This window comes from bacterium, from assembly GCA_023150945.1.
Lineage (GTDB): Bacteria > Zhuqueibacterota > Zhuqueibacteria > Zhuqueibacterales > Zhuqueibacteraceae > Coneutiohabitans.
The window spans coordinates 106052-132175 of record JAKLJX010000005.1 but is presented as its reverse complement, the minus strand read 5'-3'; the positions used below and the strand labels follow the sequence as shown (position 1 = coordinate 132175).

Genomic DNA, 26124 nt, shown 5'->3' with positions numbered 1-26124 from the left:
ACTAATCAGGATTCTGTTCAAACGGTCTTGGTCTAACGAATCTAGCTTCCAAAATCGGCCTTCTGTTACCCAACGTGATTATCGACTTCTAAATAGCCTGTCGAGACGTTCCCAATCTGTCGATACAATCTCCTGAGCCAACGGTCCGAGCTTAGAATATGACTATCCTTCTCTTTCTCACAATTCTATTCATATCCTCGTTTGCCCAATCGCCCGCATTGCCAACGCCCACTCCGGCGGCCAACCGGCCCGAGGGCCGCGCGGCACTGCTCGAACCACACCCCATGACCTCCCATCCCGAGCCGGACCTCATGCCCGCGCTATCGCCGGACGGCCGCTGGCTGGTCTACGTTTCACGCAGCAACAAGAACTATGATCTGTGGGCCAAGCCCGCTGCCGGCGGCCAAACCACCCCGCTCACCACACATACCAGCGATGACTTCAGCCCGGCCTGGTCACCGGATGGCAAGTTCATCGTCTTCATCTCGCGGCGCGACGACGCCGAGGGTGATCTCTTTCTGTTGAAAGTAAAAGCGCAGCATGATCGCCTGCTGCCGGGCAAGATCACGCGCCTGACCAGCAACTTCGTGCGCGAGGTGTCGCCCGTCTTTTCGCCGGAGGGCCGCGCCATTGCCTTCAGTCGTGGCGCGAGTGGCGGAGAACAGCTTTGGCTTTATCATGTCAAAACCAAAGCCAGCCATCCGCTGCGCGATGTTGCCGGCAGCGACGCCGCCTGGTCTCCCGATGGCAGGCACCTGGCGGTGGTGGCGCCGGTGGCCGGCCATTCCGGCAGGCAGGTGTTCATCGTCGCCGCGGATACGCGCGCCACGGAACCACCCCGGCAAGTGACTTTTGTGGGAGACAACCGTTTCCCGAGCTGGTCGCCGCAGGGTGACATGCTGGTGGTGCAACGCACGGAAACCGCCGCGGAACAATCCGGCACTCATCTGCGCCTGGTGCAGGTTTCCGATGAGGCCGGCCGTGCACTCATAGTGCCGCGCGAACTGCAAATCACACCCGGCGGAGAGGGCGCGCTCTTTCCGTATTGGGGCAGCGATCGCGCCATCTACTATGCCGCCAATCGTTATGGCAATCTCGATCTCTGGCGCATTCCGGAGACCGGCATGCTGGCGCGCTATCCCGCGCCGGGCGAGAGCATCGCGTTTGCGCGGCGCTTCCCCAATCACGAGCTTGCCATTCTCACGCTCGCGGCCATTCCGTTTGACTTTCCCGATTCCGCGCGGCAGATCAATCATGCGGAAGTCGAGATGGGGCGGCGCTTCCTGGCGCTGGGCGACACGATTCAGGCGCTGGCGATCTGGAGCGTGGTGCAGCAGGGTGATCCGGGGCGGGATGAAGCAGCAGCGCTGGCGGAGGTGGAGCTGGCCGCGGCGCGCAGCGACGTGCAACTCCTGAACGCCATCACGCAGCGCGAGCAGAGCTGGCCGGAAGTGCAGGCGCGCTGTTGCCTGGCGCTCGGCAGGATTCTGCTCCGGCAAAACCAGCGCGAGACCGGCGTCAGCCATTTGCTCGCCATTGCGCGCGATTATCCCGGGCTTGGCGAGTACAGTTATCAGGCCTTGCTGCTTGCGGGCGAGACACTGGCGCGCGGCCGCCGCATGGCCGCCGCGGAAGAGGCCTATCTCAAAATCGTCACGCTGTTTCCCGAGCAATGGGAATGGCAGGCGGCGGGTTGTGACCGGCTGTTGCAGCTCGCGGTGGCAAATGCCGGCCGCGACACGCTGGCCACCTATCAACTGCTCAGCCAGAAGTACGCCACCCGTCCGGAGGTCAGTTTCACGGCGCGCTTTCAGCTTGCGCAACAGCTCGCGCGCGAGGGCGAGCTTAAGCTCGCCACCAACGAGTATCACGATTTGCTCGACCGGTTGGCAACGCAGCGCGGGCTTTATTTGCAAAATCTCGCCGACCGCGTGGCGCTGGCGCTGCTGCGGTTGCATTTGGCGGATAACGAACTGCCCGGCGCCTCGCAAGTTTTTGCCACGCTGCTCGCGCGTGATCGCCGGGGCGGAGATCAAAGTGCTTTCAGCCAGGCGCGCTCCGAACTGGTGGCGGCGCTGATTGCGCGCGGCCGCGTACTGCTGCGCGGCCGCGATGCCGAGCTGGCGCTCGCGCTCTTTCGCCAGGCGCGCGAGTATGATCCCACCAATCTCGAGGCCCATCGCGGCTATCTCGAAGCCATGCACCGGCTGGAAAACAGCGACGCGGCGGTGGCGGAATACGAACGCCGCAACGCGGCAGCGCCGGACAACGATATTCTCCTGTACAGCCTGGGTCTGGCTTATTCCTACCAGGGCGAAACCAATGTCGGCCTGCTGCGCCGCTCCTGCGTCTTGATCGAGCGCAGTCTGGCGATCAATTACCGCCTGGTGCCGGCCTATCTCACGCTCGGTTTCAACTACGAGGCCATCGAAAATCTCGAACAGCAGGAACGCCGGCGCAAGAAGGGCTTTTTCGAGAAGATCGCGCTGGCCACGCCGCGGCTGCTGGACAATGCCGTGCGCGCCCTCACACTGCAGAAGCCGCGGCCGCCGGAACGCTGGTATGAAAAAGCCATCGACGTGCTGACCGCCGGCATCGCCGTCAATGATGAGAAGGTGGCGCCGCTCACCGAGGCCAATCTGGCGCTCAATCTCGCCAACAACTACTACAATCTCGGCGAATTCGGCTTCGAGAACGCGCTGCGCTACTATCTGATCAAACTGCAATACGACAGCAGCTTTGTTTCCACCAAACAGCAGGCGGTGATTTACGAGCGCGCGGGGCAATGCGCCTGGGTGAGCGGCCGGTCGCAGGAGGCCATTCCCCTGCTGCAAGAAGCGGTACGGCTGTGCCGCAGCCTGCGCGATGCCGACGGCGAATTGCGCAACCTCAACCGGCTGGCGCTGCTCTACGAGGGCCTGGGAGATTTTGAATCTTCCAACGAGCACTACAGCGCGGTGCTGGCAGCGGGCAAGCGCGAATACCGCAATCACAACCAGGCGCTGGTGCTGCGCAACATCGCGCACAATCATCTGCAAAATGAAGAGACCGAAGAGGCGATTCAAAAGAGCGACAGTTCCTTGACGCTGCTGCGGCTGCGCGGCGACAGCGGTTTCCCCAAGCCCAAAAAGAGCAAGTTTGAAATCAAGTTGCTGGGGCTGCCGGTGTTTTGGATGAATGCGGATCAATTCGGCGAGTCGAGCACCGAAGGCCTGACCCGCGAGCAGGAAAAAGCGCTGATCTTCACCCTCATCGGCGCCAGCCACGAAGCGCGCAAGGAATTGCCCGAGGCGCTGGCGGCTTACGAACAAAAAGTGGCGGCAGCGCGCCAGCGCAAAGACCGGCCCGGCGAGGCGATCGCGCTCAACAACCTGGGCGACCTGTGGTACAGCCAGCATGATTTCGACAAGGCCCTCGCGTATTTCGAAGCCTCGTTTCAAGTCTGCCAGCGTTACCAAATTCCCGCCGGCAAAATCGTCAACTTGATCAACCTGGGCAATGTGGCGCTGCTGCCCGAGCAGCCCGCCGGCCGCGCCGACTCGCTGCTGCAGGTCATCGAACACCGGGCGCAAATCCTGCGGCCGGAGATCGAAGAAGCCGCCGTGGTCGAACCGCGCCAAAAAGTGGCCGTGCTCAATTTGCTCGGCAGCCTGCATTACAACGCGGCGCAAAGGCGCTTGCGCGGCGCCCGCGAGTCTCGCGCGCCGGCGTTGGCCGCGCTGGCCAACGGTCGCAGCGAGTTGGATCGCGATGTGCGCGCCACCTGGGACGCGCTGCATCACCTCGCCCAGGCGGCTGCCGCTTATGACACCGCCCTGGCGCTGGCCGCCAACCGCCGACTGTTCGCGGAAGAAGTGATCGTGCGCCGCAACCTCGCCAGCCTGTTCGTGCTGGCGCAGGATTATCCGCCCGCGCTGCAGCATCTGCAGGCCGCGCACGAGCTGAGCATTCAGAAAAATCTCGCCGAGCTGACCTGGCGCGTGGAGCATGCCCTCGGCACACTGGCCACACTCTGGCGCAGCCCGGAGACGAACGCCGGTGCGCCGGCGCAAAAATCCGCGCAGGACTGGTATGACAGCGCTCTCGACATTCTCGAAGGGCTGCCCATCATTCCGGAGGGAATCGAGCAGCGCCTTGCGCAGGCGCAGGAGCAGCGCGAGCTTTACGAGAATGCCATCGCGCTGCTCGCCGGCGAGGGCAACCGCCGCGAGGCCTTGGCACTCAGCGAGCGCAGCCGTGCGCATGAGTTTGCTAATCTCGTGGCGACGCGCTATCTCGTGCCCAAACGCCAGCGCCATCGGTTGCTGTGGGGCGAGGGCGGCGGCGAGGCGCCCTTCCTGCAGCGCAGAATCAGCAGCGTGCGCGCGGAGCTGCGCAAACTGGAGTCGGAAGAGCCGCAACGGCCGAAAGAACTGGCGCGCGTGCACGCCGAGCTGGCGCAGGCCGAGAGCGAATACCGGCAGGTCATCGCCAAAGCGCTGCAGGAGAATCCCCAACTGGCGAGCTTCTTCAGCGTGCAAACCGTGGCGCTGAGCACGGTGCAGGATTCACTCGATGAAGCCACTGCCGTGCTTTCTTATTTTGTCGGTGAGAATGAAACGATCGTGTGGTGCCTGAGCGCCACGGGGCTGACGCAGACGCGCCGGGCCATTGCGCGGTCACAGTTGCGGCTGGCGGTGCAGCAATTTCGCCAGGCGCTCATTGAGCAAAATCCGGCGCGCGCTGCGCTGGCCGCGGAGTTGGGCGAACTGCTGCTGGCGGGAATTCCGGATTTGGATTCCTATTCCAACCTGGTCATCGTGCCGGATGATTGCCTGCACTATCTGCCGTTCGGCGCGCTTTCCTACCAGGGCGAAACCGCACTCGATCTTTTCGGCTTCACCAAGGTTGCGAGTCTGGCGGCATTCAGCTATGCGCTGCACAACAAGAATCTCAACGCCGGCAACATCCTGGTGCTGCAAGATGCGGCCGAGGCGGAAAAGGCGGTGCAACTCGCGGCCGCGAACGCCATGCAAGTGCGGCAGGGGGTAGACTGGCGCAACGGCGAGGCGCGGCAACTCGTGCAAAGCGCCGGCATTCTGCAGATCAATCATCAATTCCTGTCGCAACCGACTCATCCTTTGTCCTCGGGACTGCGCCTGCTGGTGCGCCAGCCGCAGAGTGAGCTGCCGGCAACGGTGCTCTTTCCGCTCTATCGCATGTTCGAGCTGGATTTGGCCGCCAGCCTGGTGGTGTTGCCCAACGCGGCCTTTCCATTTGACGGCGCGCAAACCGGCGAGGAGTTGATTGCCCTGCAGCGCTGCCTGATTTACTGCGGCGCGCCTTCGCTCGTACTCACCCAATGGCGCGTGTCTCCTGAGATTCGCACGACTTTTTGTGAGACGTTCTACCCGGCGCTCAGAACCGAACCGGCCATTGCCGCGCTGGCCGCAGCCCAGGCCGCGGTGCGCGAACGCCATCCCCAATCCACTGCTTGGGCAGCCTTTGAGCTGGCCGGATTTGCCGGCATGACGACGGCCGAGAAGAATCAGTTTGCCGCCAGCCGCCTGGATTTCACCGTGGCCAAGGGCACGCAGGCGCGGCAACAAGACGATTACGCCGAAGCGAGTCGCTACTACCAATCCGCGCTCACTATGGCGCAGCAGCTCGGCCGGCCGGAATACGTGCAGCGTCTCGAAGAGCGCATCAAGGAAAGCGCGGTAGCGGGCAGAGATTTCGCGACGGCCTGCACCATCGAAGAGCGAATTCTCGCGCAGGCGCTGGCTGCCGGGGACCAGCGGCAAGCCGCGCGCAGCTACCGCAATCTCTCGGTCTGGCGCCGCGAGTTGCAAGACTATTCCGCCGCCGAAGCGGCCGAGCTGAAGAACCTGGCGCTCGCGGAACAGGCCAACAATGCGATGGCCCGGGCGAGCTCGCAATTTGAACTGGCCAAGATTGCGCAGGCGCGCAATGACTACGCCGCCGCACTGCGCTGGGCGGAACAATCGGCCGGGCTGCTGGCGGAGCAGCGCCAGCCGCTGCCGCGCCTGCTGGTGGAGACGCTGCTCGGCAAACTGGCGCTGGAAGCCGATCGCTACAACCAGGCGCTGGATTATCTGCAGCATGCGATTCAAGCATTCACCGCCGCTGCACCGGCAAATGCAGCCGCGGAGAAGCGCGCGCTGGCGGTGGCGCAACAATTGGCGGGCATCGCTTTCACCCGGCTGGCGGCTTATGGCGAAGGGCTGCCCCGGCTGCAACAGGCGGCGGACACGTTTGCGGCACTGGCCGACACCGCCAATTTCGCGGCGGCCATGCAGGCGCTGGCCGAAACCGAGTGGCTCAACGGCGATTACCAGAATGCCCTACGCCATCAGCACCGCGTCTTGGAGCTTGCGGCGGCCCGGCGCGATCCGGCCCTCGACATTCGCGGTCACAACGCGCGCGGCTTGATTCTCATGAGCCTCGGTGAACTCGAGCAAGCGCTGGATGTGGAAAAGCACGCGCTGCAACTCGCGCTGGCCTGGGAGGAAGAAAAGCCGGTGGAAGCCAAGCGTGAGCAGGCCACGGTGTACAAGAACCTCGGCCTGGTTTACATTCAACAAAAGCAGTTTCAGCCGGCGCTCACCAGCTTCCTGCAGGCGCGCGCCATCGATCAACAATTCAATTTCGAGCGCGGCCTGCTGTACGATTTCAACAATCTTGGCCAGGTGTACCAGGTTCTCGGCCAAAGTGACTCGGCGCAGCAATACTTGAACAAAGCCGAAGCGCTGGCCGCGAAATTGGGAGATCAGCGGGCGCTGGTGCAGGCGCTCTACACCAGAGGCACCCTGCAATTGGAGCGCGGCCACAAAACTCCGGCACGGATCACCCTGCAGCAGGCGCTGGCCAAAGCCGAAGAGATCGCGCTGGAAGAATTGCAGTGGCGTTGCCTGTGGCAGCTCGCACGGCTGGCGCAGCAATCGAATGAGACGGCCGCGGCGCTGGAATTTTATCAGCGCGCGATTGCGAGCGTCGAACGCCAGAGCGCCAAGATCAAGGTGGAAGAATACCGCAGCGGTTTCATTGACAACAAGAGCGACCTCTACGAAGAAGCGGTGTTGTTGCTGCTGCTCATGAAGCGCGAGGCCGAGGCCTTTCAATTCGCCGAGCGCGCCAAATCGCGCAGCTTTGCCGATTTGCTCGCCAACAGCGCGGTCGACTGGCAGGCCGGCGCCGGCGAACACCTGCTGGCGCGGCGCACCCGGCTGCTCGATCAGATCAGCTTCACGCAGGCCAGGATTACAGCGCTGCAGCAAAATGCCTCCGCGGATCCCGGCGATCGGCTGACGATGGCCGCGCTGCAAGACTCCCTGGCCGGCCTGCAAAAGGCCTATGCGGACTTGCTAGTGGAAATGAAAACCGCCAATCCCGAGCTGGCGGATCTGGTGAGCGTCGAGCCGCTGCCGGTGCAGGCGGTGCAAGGCCTCCTGCCCGACAGCGTGGCGCTGGTGGAATACTTCTTTGCCAAGGACCGGCTGGTGAGCTGGGTGGTCGACCGGCGGCAAGTGCGCGCGGTGGCCACGCCCCTGGAGCGCGGCAAGCTGAGCGATCTCATTCTGCAATTGCGCAAGGCCATCACCAAGCGCGCCTCGGTTGAAAGTTTCAGCCGGCAGTTGTACGACCAACTGATCCTGCCGATTGCGCCGCTGCTGCAGAATGCCAGGCAACTCGTCATCGTGCCGCACGGCCCCTTGCACTATGTGCCCTTCCCCGCGCTGCAGAAAGCCGACAGCACCTATCTCATCGACGCGCACGCCCTGGCGCTGGCGCCGAGCGCGACCGTGCTGGGTTTTTGTCACCGCAAGGGCGAGGCGATTCTTGCCGAGGCTCGCAGCAATTATCGCGTGCTGGCGCTCGGCAATCCTGCGGTCGGCGACGCCAAATATGATCTGCCGTTTGCGGCCAAGGAGATCGAGAGCCTGCAATTCACCTTCGGCCAAATCGAGAGCTACAGCCGCGAGGCGGCCACGCCCGCGGCGCTGGCTGCCGGGATTTGGCGCGCCAATCTCGTTCATCTCTCCTGCCACGGCGTGTATGATGAACGCAACCCACTGTTCTCGGCATTGCTGCTGGCGCCGGCTTCCGGCGAAGACGACGGCCGTCTGGAAGCGCATGAGATCTTCAGCCTGAAGCTGCACACCTATCTCGTCATGCTTTCCGCCTGTGAAACCGGCCTCGCCAAGGTGACCGGTGGCGATGAGGTCATCGGCCTGGCGCGCGCGTTTCTCTTCGCCGGAACACCCGCGCTGATCGCGAGCCTGTGGACGGTCGATGATCTCGCCACCGCCATCACGGTCAAGCGCTTCTATCGCTACCTCGAAGCCGGTGCCGGCAAAGCCGAGGCCTTGCGCCAAGCCCAGCGCTTCGTGCGCGATTATCACAACCGGCATCCGGCCTATTGGGCCAGCTTCGGCTTGACGGGCGACTGGCGCTAGCGCGATTCTGATTCGTCGCGCGGCACCTCGACGAGACGCTTGCGTTTGAGCAAAAGAATTGTAAAATACCAGACGCTTTTGACCGGCACACCAACCGCCAGGCTGCGGGCTTACCGGCCGGCAATCCGGCACAGGCAAGCGCACGCGGCGGCACCCACGGGTGATTCACATGTGACGCATCAAACTCGAGGAATCAAACATGAACAAGAGAATTCTGCTCTCCGTTGCAGCACTGTTTCTGCTGTTGACCGTCTGCATGGCGCTGGCCGCGCGGCCCTGGTCGTCCCGGCGCAAACTCGATGACGCCCAAAAAGGCTTGTTCACGCTGGTCGAAGGTGACGTCAAGAAGAAGCAGGTGGAAGATCCGGACTGGATCCGCGCCCAGAACAAAACCAACGTCTACACCGGCGACCGGGTGCGGACGCTGCTCAAATCGCGCGCGGAAATGCAGCTCGCGGAGATCGATCTCATTCGGCTGGCGCCCAAGACCACGATCGACATTGTCAAGCTCTATGAAGAAACCAAAGAGAAGAAGCTCGAAACCAAGATCACGCTCGAACAGGGCGACATTTGGGGCAAAGTCAAATCCGTCGATGCCAACTCGACGTTTGAAGTCTCTTCCGACTTTGCCGGCGCCGCCATCACCGGTACGGTTTTCCGCTTGAACCACGACTCCACCCGCCAGGAAACCCAGCTCAAAGTCTACACCGGCGAAGTGAAAATCAGCAACGCGCCGGAAAAGATGAACACCCTCACGCCGCAAACCATCGGCGCGGGGCAGTCAGGCCGCCGTCAAATCGAAGGCCCGCGCCAGGTGCCCGGCCCCTCCCAGATCACCCTCGACGCATGGGTGTACCTCGTGCGCAACATGCAGCAAATCACCATCGGCACCGACGGCAAGGTGAAATCAACCGGCTCGTTCAAAACTTCTGACCGGGACGAGCAGACGGACTGGGTGAAGTGGAATCTCGCGCGTGACCGCCAAACCAGAACCCGGCAGTGAAACGCTTCGCCAAAATCCTGCTATTCTTCCTGCTCGGCTTGGTGTTGCTCGCCGCCGGCGCAACGGCTTATTTGCGAATCCGTTACCCCTCGGAACGGCTGAAAGAGATCTTGATCGCGACGCTCGCCGAAGACTACCGCCTGCGGCTGCAGGCCGGGCAGTTGCGCTTCAATCTCTTCACGGGTTTCACACTGGAAGAGGTCACGCTGGCGGCGATGACAGCCGGCGACGCGCCCGCGCCGCTGGCCATCGAGAGGATCGAGTTTGCCTATCGTTTCTTTTCGCTGTTCAAGCGCAAGCTCGAGATCGGCGGCATCGCGATCGTGCGGCCGCGGCTGCACTATCAACAAGATTCCAACGGCGCGAGCAATCTCGATGACTTGCTGGCAGCCTTTGCCGATTCCAGCGCGGCACCACCGGCCGACACCGCTGCCGCCACGGCGCTACCGGTCGACCTCAACCTCCAATCACTCGCGCTCACCGGCATTGAAATCGCCGCGCGCCTGACAACCGACAGCACGAACCAGCGCCTCACCATTTCTCCATTTGATCTCACCGTTGCCGAATTAGTCGTCGATCGCCACAACCATGTGCAGGGGGAAATCGCGCTCGACTGCCGCGGCACCGCGCTCGACTATTTTTCCACCTCAACCAAGCCGGCCGACACGCTCGGCCTCCGCGCCGCGCTGGCGGCTGAGATTCGCTGCCAGCTCGCCAGCCGGGATTCGCTGACGCTCACGGCGGCACTCACGTTCACGCCGCAAACGATCCGCTTGGCGAAGCAACCCGCGTTTTCCCTGCCTGCACTCGGCCTGCGCACGCAAGCTGCCCTTAATCTCGCTGCCGGACGAGTCGCGGTGCCGGAACTGCAGCTCACGCTTGCCGGCGAGGAACAAATCGCGGCGCGTCTCACCTTCAACCAGGAACAAACTGCCTCCCGCTTTTCTGCGCAAATCGCGCGCGGCCGTCTGGACGTGGGCCGCCTGCTGCAGCTTGTGCATACGCATCTCGGAATGCAACTCCTGCCGGCGCTGGCGGACATCGAGGCCGCAGGCATGCTGGATTTCTCCGGCAGTGAAATCGCCGGTGCAACGGAGAACCTACAGATCAACTTCACGCTCACGGGAACAGACTTGAGCTATCGCGACCGCCGCGCCGGATTCGCCGCCGATCACGGCCGATTGCAGGTTCACTATGCCACCCGGGCTGCCGCGGCCGGCGCTTCTTTTTCTGCCAAAACCGACTTTGCCTCGCTGGTGTTGCCGCTCGATTCCGCAACGGTGCTGCATGCCGGCCCGGCAGCGATATCGATCTCCGGAGAATTGGGCGCGGATCAACTGCCGGCCGCTGCTGCGGTTGCGTTTGCCATTGATGATTTCGCCGGCGCAAAAATCAGCGGGAATGCAAATCTGCGGCCGGCCGGCGGCCACCGGCGAAATGGCGAGGCCCCGAAAGATTTTGCAGTCGAGGCCGTCGTGCAGTTCGAAAACCTCGAGCTCGCTCCGTTCACTGCCGACAGCCTGCGCGGCCGCCTCAGCGGTGACTTGACAGTGCGCGGTCCCAGCCTGCGCGCCCTCGCTTGCGACTTCAATCTGCGCAACGAGCCGCTCACTTACCTCACGAGCGATGATGCGGGCGACATTCCCGCAGACCATCTGCGCACCACCGCGCAGCTTTCCGTAACACCCGACTTCTCCCGCATCAAACTCACCGACGGCCGCATCGGCTTGGGACTGGGAGGCGTGCGCTTTACCTTGGACTATGAGGTCGAAAAGCCGGCCTATCGTGTGGAACTGACCGAGGGCACGCTGGATCTGGCGGAAGTCATCGCCCTGCTGCCGGATCATCTTTTGGGAGATTCGCTTTTCCCGGCGCCCCGCATCGCGGGCCAGGCCAGCTTCGCCGGCTGGCTGCAGGGCCAGTCATCCGCCAACGGCGCAGCCGACTATCGCGGCGAGTTCACGGCGCGCTCGACGAATGCCGTCTACGAAGACAGCACACTCGGCCTTTACTTGAATGACGTGCAGCTCGACACGCGCTGGTCGCTCACCCCCGCAGCAACGTTGGGAGAATTTCAAGCGCGCTGTGCCGCGCCGCGCCTGCCGGATTACTTGAAAGCGCCGCTGCCGGAAACGCTTGCCAGCGGCGTGCTGGTGATCGCAACGGACGACTTCGCGGTGCGCGATGGTGGTTTCGAAATTCCCGCCTGGCAGCTCAAGGGAAATTACGACGTCCGGGGAAAGTTCTTTGCGGATGCCATGCAGGTGAAAACCGAGCTTTCCCTCGCCCTGCAGGCGCAGCCGGCAATTGCGCCGGCCGCGGGCCTGGCGCTGGCCGGGAAGCTCGACGGCGAACTCACAATTGATCAGTTTCTGCCGGATGATCCCTTTGCGCCGCAACCCGCAACCGTCAGCGGTTTCCTCCAGCTTCGGGATTTCGAAATTGCGCTCGACACGCTGCTGACGATTCATGATCTCGATGGCGAGGTGGATTTTGCCCAACGCTACACTTCTCAGTTGGAGGGCAAGGAAGCGAAGATCACCCTGCACGCGGACGAGCAAGCGCCGGCCGCGATGTTGGCCAATGCCGGCGAATCGTTGTTGCTGTATGAGGTTCTCCGCGAACCGCCGCTGCCGCCGCGCACACCGCGTTCACATTTTTCCATCGCCCGCCTGGAGGTGATGGGCTACCGGCTGGAGGATATCGCAGCGGATCTGCGGCTGGGCAACTCCCGCTTTGATCTGCCGCAAATGCGCATGAAATTTCTCGACGGCAATTTCATCGGCAATGTGCTGGTGGGATTGGGTGACGGCTCGCCCGACCAATTGACCTATTCCACTGCGCTGCAGGTTTCTTCCATCGACATTTCGCGGTTGCGGCCGCTGACTTCGCGCTTCGAGAAAGGCTCGCGCATGTCCGCCGACTTTCGGCTGCAGGGTGCCGGTACGACGCCGGAGCAGCTCGTGCGCAACTTGAGCGGCAAGCTCAATCTCACGAAAATCGAAAACAAAGTGGCCGCGAATCTGCTGCAGGCGCTCGATCCCAAAGGCACCGATCGCGGCATTCAAAACATGCGGCTTCTGCTCAAAACCAAGTACAACGTGCGCGCGATGTCGTTCGAGATCAAGAACGGTTTCATCTACGCTGCGCTGGAACCGATCAAACCGTGGTTCTCACCCTTCACGCTGCCCTCCCCCATCGATTTTGCGCGCCTGCCCATGCGCTATTTCTTGGAGTCCTCGAGTTCGCAATAGCCGCCGTTTCAGCTCGGGGCGATAACGCCGCCCCAGCCGCAGCATCGGCAGCTCTGCCAAACTTTCCAACCAGAACCTGGCCAGTACTACGCATTCCGCGAAAACTGTCTGTAATTTCTCTGTTACAAATTGGAATTGCACCGGTACAGAGCAAATTATGTCAGACTCCCCTGCAGAAACGACACCTGTCTCAGCGCGCGGCCACACCTGGTCGCATCGGCCGCTGCGCATTATTACGGTGGCGGGGGGCAAAGGCGGGGTGGGAAAAACGGTGGTGAGTGCCAGCCTGGCGCTGGTGCTGAGACAATCGCAGGCCAGCGTGGTTTTGGTTGATGCCGATCTGGGCGGCGCGAATCTGCATACGATCATGGGCATCGACACGCCGGCGCGCACGCTGCATGATTTCATCACCCGCCGGAGCAAGAATCTCGCCGAGATTCTGATCGACTCGCCGCTGCCGGGCGTGCAATTGATCTGCGGCGCGGCCGGCAGTCCGGGATTCGCCAACATCGAGTATGGCGAAAAGCTGAAAATAATCCGCCACCTGCGCCAGCTCGCCGTGGATTTCGTGATCGTCGACATCGGCGCCGGCTCCTCCTTCAACGAGGTGGACTTGTTCAATGCCGGCGACGTCCAAATCGTGGTCGCCAATCCCGAACCGACCTCGATTCAGGAATGTTACAACTTCCTCAAAGTCGCGGTCTTTCGCCTGTTGCGCCGCTCGTTTCACGATTCGCCCAAAGTGCTGGCGCTGCTCGACCGCTCCAAAGATCCCACCCACGTGCAGGATCACCGCCTGCTCACGGAAATCGGGCGCAGCCTGCGCGAGCAAAGCGTGCGTGATGCGCTGCGCTTCTTCAAGATCATCAATAGCCTCTCTCCCAAATTGATTCTCAATCGTGTGCACGATTATCGCGAGATCAAAGAGGGCTTGTCGCTGCAAATCGCCACGCAGGATCTGCTCCGCCTGCGCCTCGAGTTTTGGGGCTACTTGAACGACGATCCCCGCCTGCAACGCGCGCTGCGCCAGCGCCGGCCGGAAGAGCTGCTGCCCGCGCAATCCGAAAACCACGGCCGCTTCCTGCGCATGGTGCAACGCCATTTGCTCGGCGCGCCGGCCAAGTATGAAACCCGCGGCGTGCGGGCCATTTTGCCGTTACTCGATCTGCAGGACCGGCCGGACGACGGCAGCCGAATTTGTTCGATTGAATGTTTGTTGTGGGGAAGGTGTGAACTGCAGGAAGGTGGGCTGCCCTGCCGCGTTCCCGAACACATGTTCCAGGAGCGCATCACCAAGCTGGCGCAAGGCCCACCGCTCGCCAGCCCGACGCCCTCAAAATAGAACCCGCCTGCGCGTTCCTTCGCGCTCCATCAGTTCCCAGGGCGCTCTCCGTGGACTTTCACTCGCGATCCCGTCGGGGCATCGGTGTCAAGTTAACGATTTGGGAAAAAGCAAAAGCCCCAATGGGGCGGCCTATGAAAGCTTGGGGCAACGCCCCAAGATAAAGTTCAAGCCAAACTCGGAGCGCCAATGGCGCGAAATAGAATGAGGCGAGGCCGCATACGTAGTTTCATTTCGCCCTGATTGGGCTATAAAACCCGGCGATGTCTTGCTTCCCAGGGCGTAGCCCTTTGCTATCACATTTGTCCCGTTGGGGACAGGCGCTTTCGTTAGCTTGACGCATATGCCCGTCGGGGGCAAGCTCGTGGGCTGTTGCCCTGCTGCCTGTCCAGAAAACAAGAAACCGCCCGGCCGCTTGGCCGCGAAGCGTGCACGAGTCGAACAAAACTCGCGCCTGTTCACGACCAAGCGACCGGGCGGTGGCGTTTTGGGGCGGACACTTCTTCAATTTGTTTTGGCGGCCCATTCGACTTGTCATCCCGCGCGATCTTGTGAATAACCCGGGACTGTGCCCAGCTCTTCACAAGCCTGCCGAGGAATCGTCAGGCCCGCAAGCCGTCAAAAGATCGCCGGATAGAGCCGCGGATCTGCCTCGCGCATCAAGTCATATGCTGCCGCAAAAATCGTTTCGACGTTGGGCTTCGACCAATAATCGCCATCGGAGCCATAGGCCGGGCGATGCGGCTGGCCCGGCAGCGTGCGCGGCGGGGAATCCAGCCAGCGGTAGCCGTCCTGGCGTTCGAGCACTTCCTGCATCATGTAGGCGGTGGTGCCGCCGGGCACGTCTTCATCAACGAAAAGAATGCGATTGGTCTTTTGCAGCGAAGCGCCGATCATGCCCGGCAGGTCGAACGGCAGCAGCGCGCGGACGTCGATGACTTCGACGTCAACATTGACGCGTTGCAGCCGCTCCGCCGCTTCCTGCACCAGCCGGCAGCACGCGCCATAGGTCACCACGGTGAGATCGCGGCCTGCCCGCAGAATCTCCGGCACGCCGAGCGGAATGGTGAATTCCCCGATATTCTCCGGCAGCATTTCCTTCAAACGATAGCCGTTCAACACTTCCACCAAAATGGCCGGATCCTCGGCTTGCAGCAGCGTGTTGTAGAATCCCGCCGCTTGCGTCATGTTGCGCGGCACCAGCACGTGCAGGCCGCGCACGAGATGAATGATGCCCGCCATCGGTGAGCCGGAATGCCAGATTCCCTCCAGGCGGTGGCCGCGCGTGCGCACGATCACCGGCGCCTTCTGCCCGCCTTTCGTGCGCCACAGCAACGTGGCAAGATCATCGGAGAGAATTTGCAGGGCGTAGAGCAAATAGTCGAGATATTGAATCTCGGCGATTGGCCGCAAGCCGCGCATGGCCAGCCCGATGGCCTGGCCGACAATGGTGCATTCGCGAATGCCGGTGTCGGCAATGCGCAGTTCGCCATATTTCTCCTGCAGCCCGCGAAAAGCCTGATTGACGTCGCCCAGGCGGCCGACGTCTTCACCGAAGGCAAGCACGCGCGGATCCCGCGCCAGTGCGGCATCGAAGCAGGCATTCAAGATCTCGAAGCCATTCACCATGGCCGGCTTGGCCGCATAAACCGGCTTGATCTCCTGCACCGGCAGCGCCGAGCTGGCGGTGGGATTGTAAAGATGGGAACGGTAGCGCTCCTGCGTGGTTTCATCAAGCTCGCGGCGCCAGGCAAGCAGATCATTTCGGGGCGCGCTCGGTTCATCGTGCGTCAGCAGCAGCACCTCGGCGATGGTTGCCATCAAGTCACGGCGCAGCGGATGGGGGTTCGCCAGCAGGCCCGCCCGGCACTTGCGCAGCTTCTCCGCTTGGTGCGATTGTTGGGCGATGGCCTCGATCATAGCGGCGACTTGCTTCTGCTCCGCGAGAATCGGCGCGAGATAGGCTTGCCAGGCTTCATCGCGCGTATCCGTCACCACTCTCTGGCATTCCTCTTCGAGGCGGTCGAGTTGCACGGCAGTGGCGAGGCGTTCCTGCAGTATCCACTCGCGCAGCTTGCGCAGACAGTCGAACTCCTGCTCCCATGCCAGCCGCTCTTTGGATTTGTAGCGTTCATGGCTGCCCGAGGTCGAATGCCCCTGGGGCTGGGTCAATTCCGTCACATGAATGATGGCGGGCACATGCTCGCGGCGGACGACGGCAGTGGCCCTAGCGTACACCTCGCGCAAACGCGGATAATCCCAGCCTTTGACCGGGTACAAATCAAAACCTGCGCGCGTGCCGCGGCGGCGCTGGAAGCCCTGCAACAATTCGAAGAGATTGGCTTTGGTGATTTGATGCTCGTTGTGCACGGAGATGCCGTATTCATCATCCCAGATGGAGAGCACGGCCGGCACTTGCAGCACACCAATGGCATTGAGCGATTCCCAGAAGATGCCCTCGGCGCAGGTGGCATTACCGATGGTGCCGAAGGCAATCTCGTTGCCGTGGTGGGAGAAGTTGGAGAATTGTTTCAGCTCCTCCAGCTCGCGATACAGCCGGGAGGCCTGGGCGAGGCCGACCAAGCGCGGCATTTGTGCGCCGGTGGGCGAGACATCGGCGGAGGAATTGGGCATGGCCATCAGATTTTTCCAGCGGCCGTCGCCCTCCAGGCTGCGGGTGGCAAAGTGTGCGTTCATGGCGCGGCCGGCGCTGTTCGGCTCTGCTTCGACATCGGCGTGCGCGTAGAGTTGGGCGAAATACTCACGCAAGCTGCACATGCCGGTGGCAAACATGAAAGTCTGATCACGATAGTAGCCCGAACGAAAATCGCCCTTCTGGAAGACGCCGGCCATTGCCAGTTGCGCCACCTCTTTGCCATCGCCGAAAATGCCGAACTTGGCTTTGCCTCCCATGACTTCTTTTCGGCTGATCAGGCTGACTTGCCGGCTCAGGCAGGCGAGGCGATAGTCCTGCAGAACTTCTTCGGAGGTGAAGCGCGAAGAGGCGCGTTTGGCGCGCTTGCTCCGTCCGCTGGCTGCAATCATGCGTACGATTCCCTGCGTTGGAAGACTGTGGCGTTTGCGGATTCCATGAAATCTCGACAGCAAAAAGCGGACAGGAAGGTAGGGAATGAGGTTTTGAATGTCAAATCGAATGTCGGGAGCGCGGGCCAGAGGCGGGAAAGGCGCGCGGGCTAGGCCGCCTTGCGCGCGCCATTGATGACGATGCCCACGCCAATGGCAATCAGGAGCACTGGCCAGTAGCGTTGCAGGTCATAAAAGGGGAAATAGACGACTTCATAATAATCCAGGAGGCAGCCGCCGCCGAGATAGAGAAACGCCGCGGCGGGCACCAGCGTCCCCCACTCACTGGGCCGGAACAAAAACTTGCCCAGGAAGCCCATGCCGAAAGCGACCACGACAATCTCCCAAGGCCAGGCACGGTAGGGGATGTAATCGAAATTGCGCAGAAAAAAGAAAATTCCCAGGGTCAGCCAGAAGAACGCGCCGAACACACCCTCCAGGCTTTTGTCACCGAAGCGGATGCGTGCTGCGCTCGCCACACCAAAGATGATGAACAAGATCGGATAACCGGCTTCAAAGCTGGGCCAGGGCAAATTCAAATGATCGGACAGAAGGAAAAAACCGATCAAGATCAGGATAATTCCGGGCACAAATGAGCGACGCGGCGTTGCCATCCTCTCATCTCCTTGAGCCACAAGTTGGAATCGCACAGCTCGGTGCTGCAGCGCAGCGCGAGAATCCCATGGCGCAGGATCGTCGACAGCGCAGGCACAAAACCGAATTGCGCCGAAAGGGTATCGGGCCGGCGGCTAGGGAACGTTGGTCGTGCTGGGTTCGCTCGAGTCGAGCCGTTGCTCGGGCACGACCACCATCATGATGATATAGCCCACGATTCCAAAAAAGAAACCGCTGGCAAAAGTCATGACGACCCACAGGACGCGCATCAACGAGGGATCGAGGTTGAAATACTCGGCCAAACCACCGCAGACACCACCCACCATGCGCTCCTTGACGGAACGCGTCAATCGTTTCGGATTCATCACAGGCCCTCCTGCAATCGCAGCATCAAAAGCTGAATAATTCGTCGCCGCCGATGACGTTACCGGGGGATTGGTGAAGCCGCGGTAAACCATCAGCAGTCCCAACCCGACCAGGCACGCCGACAACACCACGCCCCAGCTCAACCAGTCCGGCCAGTAGAAATGCCAGCGCCAGGGCACCAGCCAGTCCAAGCCATTGGCCTCCGCCAAGAACACCAACCCCAGCAGAATGAGAATGACTCCCCAGACGTAGCGGGTACTGGCCGAGGGCACGCGCGGGGTCACGGTAACGCCGGCGGGGTTATCGGGAATGATAATCCAGCCCACAATGTAGACGAACACGCCGAAGCCAAAAATACCACTGAGCAAAAACAGAATGCGCACCAACAGGGCATCAATGCCGAAGTATTCTGCAATGCCGCCGCACAAGCCGGCAATGCGGCGATCCGACAGTGACCGATAGAGCCGGCGGGGGCCGCCAGCCGGTGGTGGCAGGGAAGTCTGTTGGTTTTGGAATGCTTGATTCATGAGGGGAGACACAGCCATTCAATAGTTGTTCACGTTGGGACGGATGCCATGCACATCGTGCCTTAAAGACCGCCAGGTTAGACGGAACAGGAGTCCACAGGTTTCAAGAGCCGCCGCGATATTTCTGTTCGAGCGCGGTGATCTTTTCCACCCGGCGCAAATGCCGGCCGCCGCCAAATCCGGTTGCCAGCCAGATCTTGACGATCTCTTTGGCGATGTCAATGCCGAGGTTGCGGCTGCCCAGGCACAACACGTTGGTGTTGTTGTGCTCACGGCTGTTGCGCGTGGTGTAGGGATCAAAGCAGGCGGCAGCGCGCACGCCCGGCACTTTGTTGGCCGCAATGGCCGCACCGATGCCGGCACCATCGATGATGATGCCGCGTAACTCCGGCTTGGCCGCCACCTTCTGCGCCACCAATTCGGCAATGTCGGGGTAGTCAACCGGCGCTTCGCTGAACGTGCCGACATCTTCGTGGCGGTAGCCCAGCTCACGCAACCATGATTTGATTTGCTCTTTGAATTGATAACCGGCATGATCCGAGCCGATGAAGACCAGCAGCGGGCTTGCCGAGGGTGGCGGCGCCGGACTCGCCTGCGGGGTTGCAGCCGCAGCGGCATCGAGAAATGTGATGCCGCGCGCCCGCGCCGCATCGCGCGCCGCCGGCGTAATGATCACACCGGCCGCCACGTTGATTTGACGCTGGCGCTGCTGCCAAGCTTGCAGCACGTCGCGCTCGGTGAGCACCTGTTTGGTTTTGCGGGAAGAGTGCGCTGGCATTTGATCCAAAGGCGATGCGATGCTCAGTTCATGGCCGCGGAAAGCCCGGTCATCGGCACGAATTTCACCGGCAGGGATTGCGTGCGCTCGATGCTGCCCGTGGCCGTCTTGGTCAAATGGACAAGATGCTGGTCGAGATCACCCAAAGGCAGGATCATCATGCCGGCGGGCGCGAGTTGATCCAGCAACATTTCGGGAACGTGCGTGGGCGCGGCAGAGAGAATGATGCGGTCAAAGGGCGCCGCCTCCGGCCAGCCCTTGTAGCCATCGGTGCAACGCACTTGCACGTTGGTGTAGTTGAGCTCGTTGAGAGTTTTTTCAGCGCGCGCCGCTAGTTCCGGAATGATTTCGAGTGAATAAACCTCTTCACACAAGTGGGAAAGCAGCGCGGCTTCATAACCCGATCCCGTGCCGATCTCCAAGACCTTTTCGATGCCGATGAGCTTGAGCCCTTCCAGCATATAAGCCACGATGTAAGGCTGGGAGACGGTCTGGCCGAATCCGATGGCGATCGGACTGTCATCATAGGCCAGAGCATGAAAGCGCTCCGGCACGAAGAGGTGGCGGGGCACGCTGCGCACGGCTTCGAGCACGCGCGCATCGCGGATGCCGCGGCGCTCGAGCTGGTGCGCCACCATGCGCCGGCGAGCGGAGAGGAAGGAGTCATCGCTCGCGGATTGATCTTGCCACCCTTTGGTGCTCATGGCATGCACCCATTCCGTCTCACAGGAGACGTCAGGTTGTGATCAGCGTTCGGTCCAACAGCATGTGCGCGAGCAGCGTCCTGTGCTCGCCGGTTGAATTCGCCTCCGGCCGTGGACTTGCCGCCGGCAGCACGAAGCGAGGCGCGGCTGCGAGCCTGCCTCACGGCGCGGCTGCGGCTGCCATTTTCTCCACATGTGCGGCCACTGAATGCGCCAGTCCATTGAGGTCGTAACCGCCCTCCAGCAGCGAAACCACGCGGCCGGCGGCGGAAGACTGCGCCAAATTCAGCACCAACTCAGTCATGCGGGCAAAGCCGGTTTCGGTCAAGCGCAGGTGCGCCAGCGGATCACGATGGTGGGCATCGAAACCAGCGGAAATCAACACAAAATCGGGTTTGAAGCTTTCGTGCACTTCCGTCACCACGGCGGAGAAGCGGTCGAGATAATCCGCCTCCGGCGTGTAAGGCGCGATGGGGACGTTGCGGGTGCAGCCGCGGCCGGCGCCGGATCCGGTTTCCTCCTCTCGGCCGGTGCCGGGATAGAGCGGCCACTCGTGGAAGCTCAAAAAGAAAACGTCGCCGCGTTCATAGAAAATCTCCTGCGTGCCGTTGCCGTGATGCACGTCCCAATCGATGATCAGGACTTTTTCGGCACGCCGGCTTCGAATCAGCCAATCCGCCGCAATGGCCACGTTGTTGAACAGGCAGAAGCCCATCGCGGTGCTGGTCTCGGCATGATGCCCCGGCGGCCGCACCGCACAAAAAGCGTTGCGCAGCTTGCCCGCGCTGACTTGATCGACTGCAGCGAGGGCGGCGCCCACCGCCAGTTGCGCCGCGCGCATGGAATGCTGTGAGACCACGGTATCTGAATCGAGCATGTGCAGCCGCGGGCCGCAGCTTTGTTGCACCCACGCCACGTAACCGTGCGGATGCACCGTCGCGATCGCCGCCGGCGGCGCTGCTTCCGGCTGTCGGCTCTGCAGCCGCGCGAGCAAGCCCGTGGTTTCCAGGTGTTGCATGATCGCGGTCAGGCGCGCCGGCCGTTCCGGATGGCCGTCACCGGTGTCGTGCTGAAGAAAATCCGGATGGTAATAGAAACCTGTCATGAGCCTTCACCGCAGGAGGTTCGAACTTGCCTCTTGGGCAGTCTGTTCCGCTGTTTGTTGCCGGTGCAGCGCCGCTCTCACTCAACGATAATCTTGGCGTCTTGCACGCCGGAACGGCTGTTGAAACGCAGATGGTATTCACCCGGTTCAAACGGGCCAATTGCTACGGTTCTGGAAAAAGGCACCAGGACTTGTGTAACCATCAGGCTGTCATCGTAACGCGCTAGCGGCGTGATTTCGACGACCTCGTCGCGCCGCTCCACGCGCAGCGTGTCGAGTTGATAGGCCGGATTGGGCAAATTGCCGGTGACGGGAATCATGAGTTTGCGACCGGCAGCCGTGGTAAACAGCCGGGGCATTTCGTCGATATAGACTTTCTGCGGGCCTTTTTCCACGGTTGCGATTGCCTTCGGTTTAGGTGCCGGCTGCGGCTCCGGCGCGGAGTTGCAACCGCCGGTCAGCGCGGCGGCCAGCAGCATACAGATCACTCTGCATTTCATAAAGAGTCCTGTTTGGGCATGCGCGAATGCATCTCCTCCTGGAGCGCTGCCAGAATCTGGCGATGCACGCGGAAAGCAACATTCTCGGGCAAATCCGTCAATTTGAAAAAACGCGCGTCACTCGCATCATCACCGGGCCGCAGCTCGCCGCCAACAATCTCCGCACGATAAACGATCAGCACGATGCGGTTGGCGGGATAGTCGCTGCCCGGAAAAACGCCATAGAGCTGCCGCACCCGGATGTCCAGATTGGTTTCCTCGCGGGCTTCCCTGCGCGCGGTGTGCTCCGGTCCCTCCTCCCACTCCATGAAACCCGCCGGCAGGCACCAGTCACCCGCATGCGGATCAACGGCGCGCTGCACCAGCAGAATGCCGTCGTCTTGCTGCAGAATCACGGCAACTGCCGGAATCGGATTGCGATACAGGATAAAGCCACAGCGGGGGCAAACCTGGCGCTCGCGGCCTTCGAGAACGCGCGTTTCGAGCTGGCCCGCACATTTCGGGCAATGGGCGAATTCCGAATTCATTCCTGATTTGGCTGTGCAGAGAGAAACCACGCAAGCGTGCGCCGCCGGGCGCAGCCGCTTCATTCCCGCGCCGCCCGCACGAACGCTTCCATTCCGGCGACGATAGCCTCTGCGGTGAGCGCGCGAAAACGCGGGGAGAGGATCAGCATCTCCTCTTCCGGGTGCATGAGAAACGCCGGCTCGATCAACACCGCCGGCATGTTGGTGACGCGGCACACCGCAAGATTGTCGTAAAACAGGCCGAAATTAGGAAGTTTTAGCTTCTGAAGCAACATGCGCAGAATTTTATTTGCCAGCTCATAGCTTTGCGGATGATAGTAAAACGCACTGCTGCCACGATTGAGAAACGGATTCACGCCGTCGGGCAGCGCGTTGTAATGCAGACTGATGAACAAGTCGGCATTGCTGACTTCGGCGAACTTGCGCCGCGCGGTGAGCGTCATGCCCTCTTCGGCAACGGTGCGCGTCATGATGACCTTGGCCCCGCGGCGCTCGAGCTTCTCCCGTAATTCTGCGGCGAGCAGGAAGGTGGCATCCTTCTCGAAAAACCCGGTGGGCCCGATGGCGCCCAAATCCGGCCCGTGGCCGGCATCAATGCAAACCCACAAATCCTGCAGCGGGCTGTGCGGCGAGGACGCGAGCTTCGGCGTCTTCTTGATGTCGAGCACGAGATTCGTGCCGTCATAGGCGACACGATAGCCCCATTGCTGTTTTTGATTGAGTGCAATGCTGAGGCGGTACTTCTCATCCTGGTCTTGCGACCAGCGAATCTCGCCGATCAACGGATCGCCGTAGTCATGCCGGATCCAATCCGTATCCGCCGTGGCTCCGAACAGAATCACCTCCAGGCGCTGCGGCTGGGTGCGCTGTTCGATACGAAAAGGCACGCGCTCTTCCATGAAAATGGTGACGCGCGTGCGATCGGCAAAACTCTGCGTGCGGGCCACCTGCACGATGGCCCGCGGCGGCAGCGTGCCGGCAGGCAGCAGCCGGCAATTGGCCACCGGCACCCAGATGGATTCATCCTCGGTGAGGCGCGCGCGATAGAACCCACCCTCTCTGCCGGTGAGGCGCAACTTGACCTCCTTCGGCAAAAAAAGCTGGTAGCCGTTGCCCGGTCCGGTGCGGCCAATGGTGAGTTCCTCGGTCAGGCTGGCAACTTGCGGAATGGCCTCGGGCCACAAACTCAACCGGCCGGGTGCGGTCAATTCGATCTTCTCGCCCTGGTCGTTGCTGAGCTGAAAGCGAATGCTCGCGTTTTGCAGCGAATCGCTGTCGCGCAACATGAAGACGCCGGTGTAGATGCCCCGCACCTCGGGCGTGTTGGGCGGCTGGGCGCGGCCAAAAACCGCCTCGCCCCAATAGAACTGGCGGCGCGGCGGCCTTTCAGCCATGGGGAGTTCTTGCGCCAACCCCGCAATCTCAAACGTCGCGCGCCAGCCAGGCGAGCCTTTTACCGCCACGCCCAGCACCTCGCCGGCGCGCATGGCGAGATCGACTTTGGGATAAACATAGCTCGTGTCAAACTGCAAGGGCGCCGGCGGTGAAGTCGCGAGATAATCGGGGATGTAAACCAGCCGCTCGACCACGGCCGAATCCACGCCGCCGATCGCCACGATGCTGTCAACCGCCACGGCGCGAAACACGAATTTGCCGGGTTTGACTGGCACCATGACCAGGTAGGTCTGATTGGAATACTGCCGCGCCGGCACGCCGTTGATCGTAACCCGCGCCGTGGCCGGCTCAAAATTGCCGAACACGAAGGTCGAATCACGCGCGGTGATGGTCAACTCTTCACGGGGATAGATCACCTCGAGGTGCAGCTTCTGGGCAGACAGAGTGGCAACATGCAACAGCGAAATGAGCACGCACAGCAGCAGCGCAACCGGACTGCGCGGCACAGCGGGCAATGCCTGCCGGTGGCGGTGCCGGCAGTGCCTGCGGGCACGGCTCGGGCAGCGCACTGCCGATCTAGCGGATCGAACGCGGGTCGAACTCACCAAGATGCTCCTCGAGGACATTGGGCGGGGTCAGGTTGAACAGGAAGCGGAGTGCCGCCAGCAGAATGGCGAGATCATCGGTGTAGCCCAAAACCGGCAGCACGAAATCAGGCAATAGATCGATGGGCGAAACGACATAAACGCACGCGGCGACCAACGCCAGCTTGCCGATGAGCGGCACGCGGCGGTCACGCATAAGGCGCAGCACGAGGCGAAGCAATTTGGGCAGATGCCAAACCAGCTTCCAAAACGAGGGCTTGGTTATCACATTTTTGGCGGAGGGCACGGCGCATCTCCTTTTCGCATGAATCAATCGAACAGCGCCGGTGAGTTGCCGGCATATCGCTGGATATACTCACGCACGCGGACTTTGCGGGCGGTGTTTTCCGAACTCATATAGCGAATGACGCCGAAGACCGGCCGTTCCGGTCCCCACGGCCGGTCATAACGGCCCAACACCCAAAAGATGCCGGAATAGGAATTGGGATTGCGACCGTCGAGCGCGTACTTGTTGTTCAGCTCGATCATGATTGTCAGCGCCTCCCGCGGAGCGCGGCTCCACTCCAGGATCTTTTTGCCCCAGAGCATGCGCAGATAGTTGTGCATGCGGCCTTCGGTGGCGAGCTGTCGCTGCGCCGCGTTCCACAGTGGATCATGCGTTGCGGCCTGCTCGAACTGCGCCAGCGAGTAGGCGTGGCTGCGCCGGTCGCGGCTGTGCCGGTTGAGCGTGGCCTGCGCCCACGCGGGCAGCGATTCATATTGATCGTAGTCGGTGCGCTGTGCGCAGAAGTTGTATCCCAGCTCCCGCCAGGTGACCAATTCGTCGAGAAAGGCTTCGGCGGGCGGCCGCACACCCCACCAGCCGGTTTTTGCGCCCTTGCCTTTGGGCGGCAACAATGCCGGCGACCACGACTCGCGCTGCATCAGCTCCGCGAAGATTTCATGCACCGCAAGATGGCCGAAATGCAAATACGGCGACAGGCCGCTGGTCACCTCCTGCTCCGGTTGATTGCGTTCCTCCACATAGCGCGCCAGGCGCAGTTCGAGAAACGCCAGCAGCCGCTCGCGCCCGGCCGCGCTGCCGCCGCGCGTCGTGACGGCGCCGACGCGATGATCGATCGGCAATTGCGCCAGCGCTGCCGGATCGCCGGCAAATTGCGCCGGCTCGGCCGGCGGCCAGCGGCGCAGAATCTCACGGGGCAGCGCGGTGAGCGCCGGCAATTTCACGCGGCGCAGAGGATCCGCGAGCGGCAGGGTGAGCAGATGAGAATGCAGATTCTTTTGCAGGAAGCGGCGGAAAGCATAGGCGGTGGGAAAAACGTGATCGGTGGCACGCATCGGCCACAGGCCGTTGGAATCGATCTTCTCCAGCCGCACCGGCACTTGCCGCGAAGCGGCCGCAATCAGGCGCGGCAACATGAAGGCGGGAAAATCATCGGTGACCACCACACAGGCGCGCGCCGCCAGCGCCGCCAGCAAGCCTTTGCCCGCACCAGGTTCAGGTTCCAGGTAGGGATAGTAGGAGATCGCCGTTTTGCGCAGGCGGCCGGCATTGTCGCGCATGCCCTCCAACAAAAAACGATGAAACCGGTCGCTGGCCCAGCGATAGTCGCAGCGCACCGCTTCGAGCACGAGCAACGGCTTTTGCCATTCCACCGCATAATCGACCGCGCGCTGCAGGCTGTAATTCCACTGCGTGCGGCGATTGGCAATCATCCAATACAGCACGAATTCACCGTGGGGATGGAGCGGGGCCGTGTTGCAGGCCGCGATGCGGCAATCGGGAATGGGCATGAGTGAGCGAGCTTGTCTTTGCGTGCTGCGTGCAGCCTCGAATCAGCCGGTGGCAGAACGGGTGCGGCG

The 26124-nt window shown here is 61.8% G+C and carries 15 protein-coding genes; 4 read left to right on the top strand and 11 right to left on the bottom strand.

Features of this window, described 5'->3' with window-relative positions:
- Positions 1-158: 158 nt before the first annotated feature.
- The 4 genes from L6R21_08815 (at position 159) to L6R21_08800 (ending at position 14055) form a co-directional block, all read left to right on the top strand.
- The gene (locus L6R21_08815; protein ID MCK6559291.1) at positions 159-8456 is read left to right on the top strand and encodes a CHAT domain-containing protein; all 8298 of its coding nucleotides are present in this window, start codon (positions 159-161) and stop codon (positions 8454-8456) included.
- Positions 8457-8655: 199 nt separating this feature from the next.
- A complete protein-coding gene (locus tag L6R21_08810) occupies positions 8656-9459 on the top strand; it encodes a FecR family protein (GenBank protein MCK6559290.1) in 804 nt (267 codons plus the stop codon).
- Positions 9456-12713, top strand: a complete 3258-nt coding sequence (locus L6R21_08805) for an AsmA family protein (protein ID MCK6559289.1) — start codon at positions 9456-9458, stop codon at positions 12711-12713. Before L6R21_08810 ends, L6R21_08805 begins: the two co-directional genes overlap by 4 nt.
- A 157-nt stretch (positions 12714-12870) precedes the next feature.
- Positions 12871-14055 (top strand): P-loop NTPase, encoded by a 1185-nt coding sequence (locus L6R21_08800; protein MCK6559288.1) that lies wholly within the window; start codon positions 12871-12873, stop codon positions 14053-14055.
- Between the two features lie 618 nt (positions 14056-14673).
- Here the strand turns inward: L6R21_08800 and L6R21_08795 are convergent.
- From L6R21_08795 to L6R21_08745, 11 genes are all read right to left on the bottom strand, one after another.
- Positions 14674-17100: a thiamine pyrophosphate-dependent enzyme gene (locus L6R21_08795; protein MCK6559287.1), complete on the bottom strand. Its 2427-nt coding sequence runs from the start codon at positions 17098-17100 to the stop codon at positions 14674-14676.
- Between the two features lie 149 nt (positions 17101-17249).
- Positions 17250-17753 (bottom strand): DUF5668 domain-containing protein, encoded by a 504-nt coding sequence (locus L6R21_08790; GenBank protein ID MCK6559286.1) that lies wholly within the window; start codon positions 17751-17753, stop codon positions 17250-17252.
- Positions 17754-17888: 135 nt separating this feature from the next.
- Entirely contained in the window at positions 17889-18647 is a 759-nt protein-coding gene (locus L6R21_08785) for a PspC domain-containing protein (GenBank protein ID MCK6559285.1), read from the bottom strand.
- A 103-nt stretch (positions 18648-18750) separates the two neighbouring features.
- Positions 18751-19206: a ribose 5-phosphate isomerase B gene (gene rpiB, locus L6R21_08780; protein MCK6559284.1), complete on the bottom strand. Its 456-nt coding sequence runs from the start codon at positions 19204-19206 to the stop codon at positions 18751-18753.
- Positions 19207-19448: 242 nt separating this feature from the next.
- Entirely contained in the window at positions 19449-20129 is a 681-nt protein-coding gene (locus L6R21_08775) for a protein-L-isoaspartate(D-aspartate) O-methyltransferase (protein MCK6559283.1), read from the bottom strand.
- A 160-nt stretch (positions 20130-20289) separates the two neighbouring features.
- Positions 20290-21234 (bottom strand): histone deacetylase, encoded by a 945-nt coding sequence (locus L6R21_08770; GenBank protein MCK6559282.1) that lies wholly within the window; start codon positions 21232-21234, stop codon positions 20290-20292.
- A gap of 77 nt (positions 21235-21311) precedes the next feature.
- Positions 21312-21734 (bottom strand): hypothetical protein, encoded by a 423-nt coding sequence (locus tag L6R21_08765; protein MCK6559281.1) that lies wholly within the window; start codon positions 21732-21734, stop codon positions 21312-21314.
- Positions 21731-22261 carry an NUDIX hydrolase gene (locus L6R21_08760; GenBank protein MCK6559280.1) on the bottom strand — a complete coding sequence of 177 codons (531 nt, stop codon included), beginning with the start codon at positions 22259-22261 and terminating at the stop codon, positions 21731-21733. Before L6R21_08760 ends, L6R21_08765 begins: the two co-directional genes overlap by 4 nt.
- A 59-nt stretch (positions 22262-22320) precedes the next feature.
- Positions 22321-24162 carry an N-acetylmuramoyl-L-alanine amidase gene (locus L6R21_08755; protein ID MCK6559279.1) on the bottom strand — a complete coding sequence of 614 codons (1842 nt, stop codon included), beginning with the start codon at positions 24160-24162 and terminating at the stop codon, positions 22321-22323.
- Between the two features lie 70 nt (positions 24163-24232).
- Complete coding sequence (locus L6R21_08750; GenBank protein ID MCK6559278.1) at positions 24233-24547, bottom strand: DUF1232 domain-containing protein; 315 nt, start codon at positions 24545-24547, stop codon at positions 24233-24235.
- A 23-nt stretch (positions 24548-24570) separates the two neighbouring features.
- Positions 24571-26055 (bottom strand): deoxyribodipyrimidine photolyase, encoded by a 1485-nt coding sequence (locus tag L6R21_08745; GenBank protein ID MCK6559277.1) that lies wholly within the window; start codon positions 26053-26055, stop codon positions 24571-24573.
- Positions 26056-26124 lie beyond the last annotated feature (69 nt).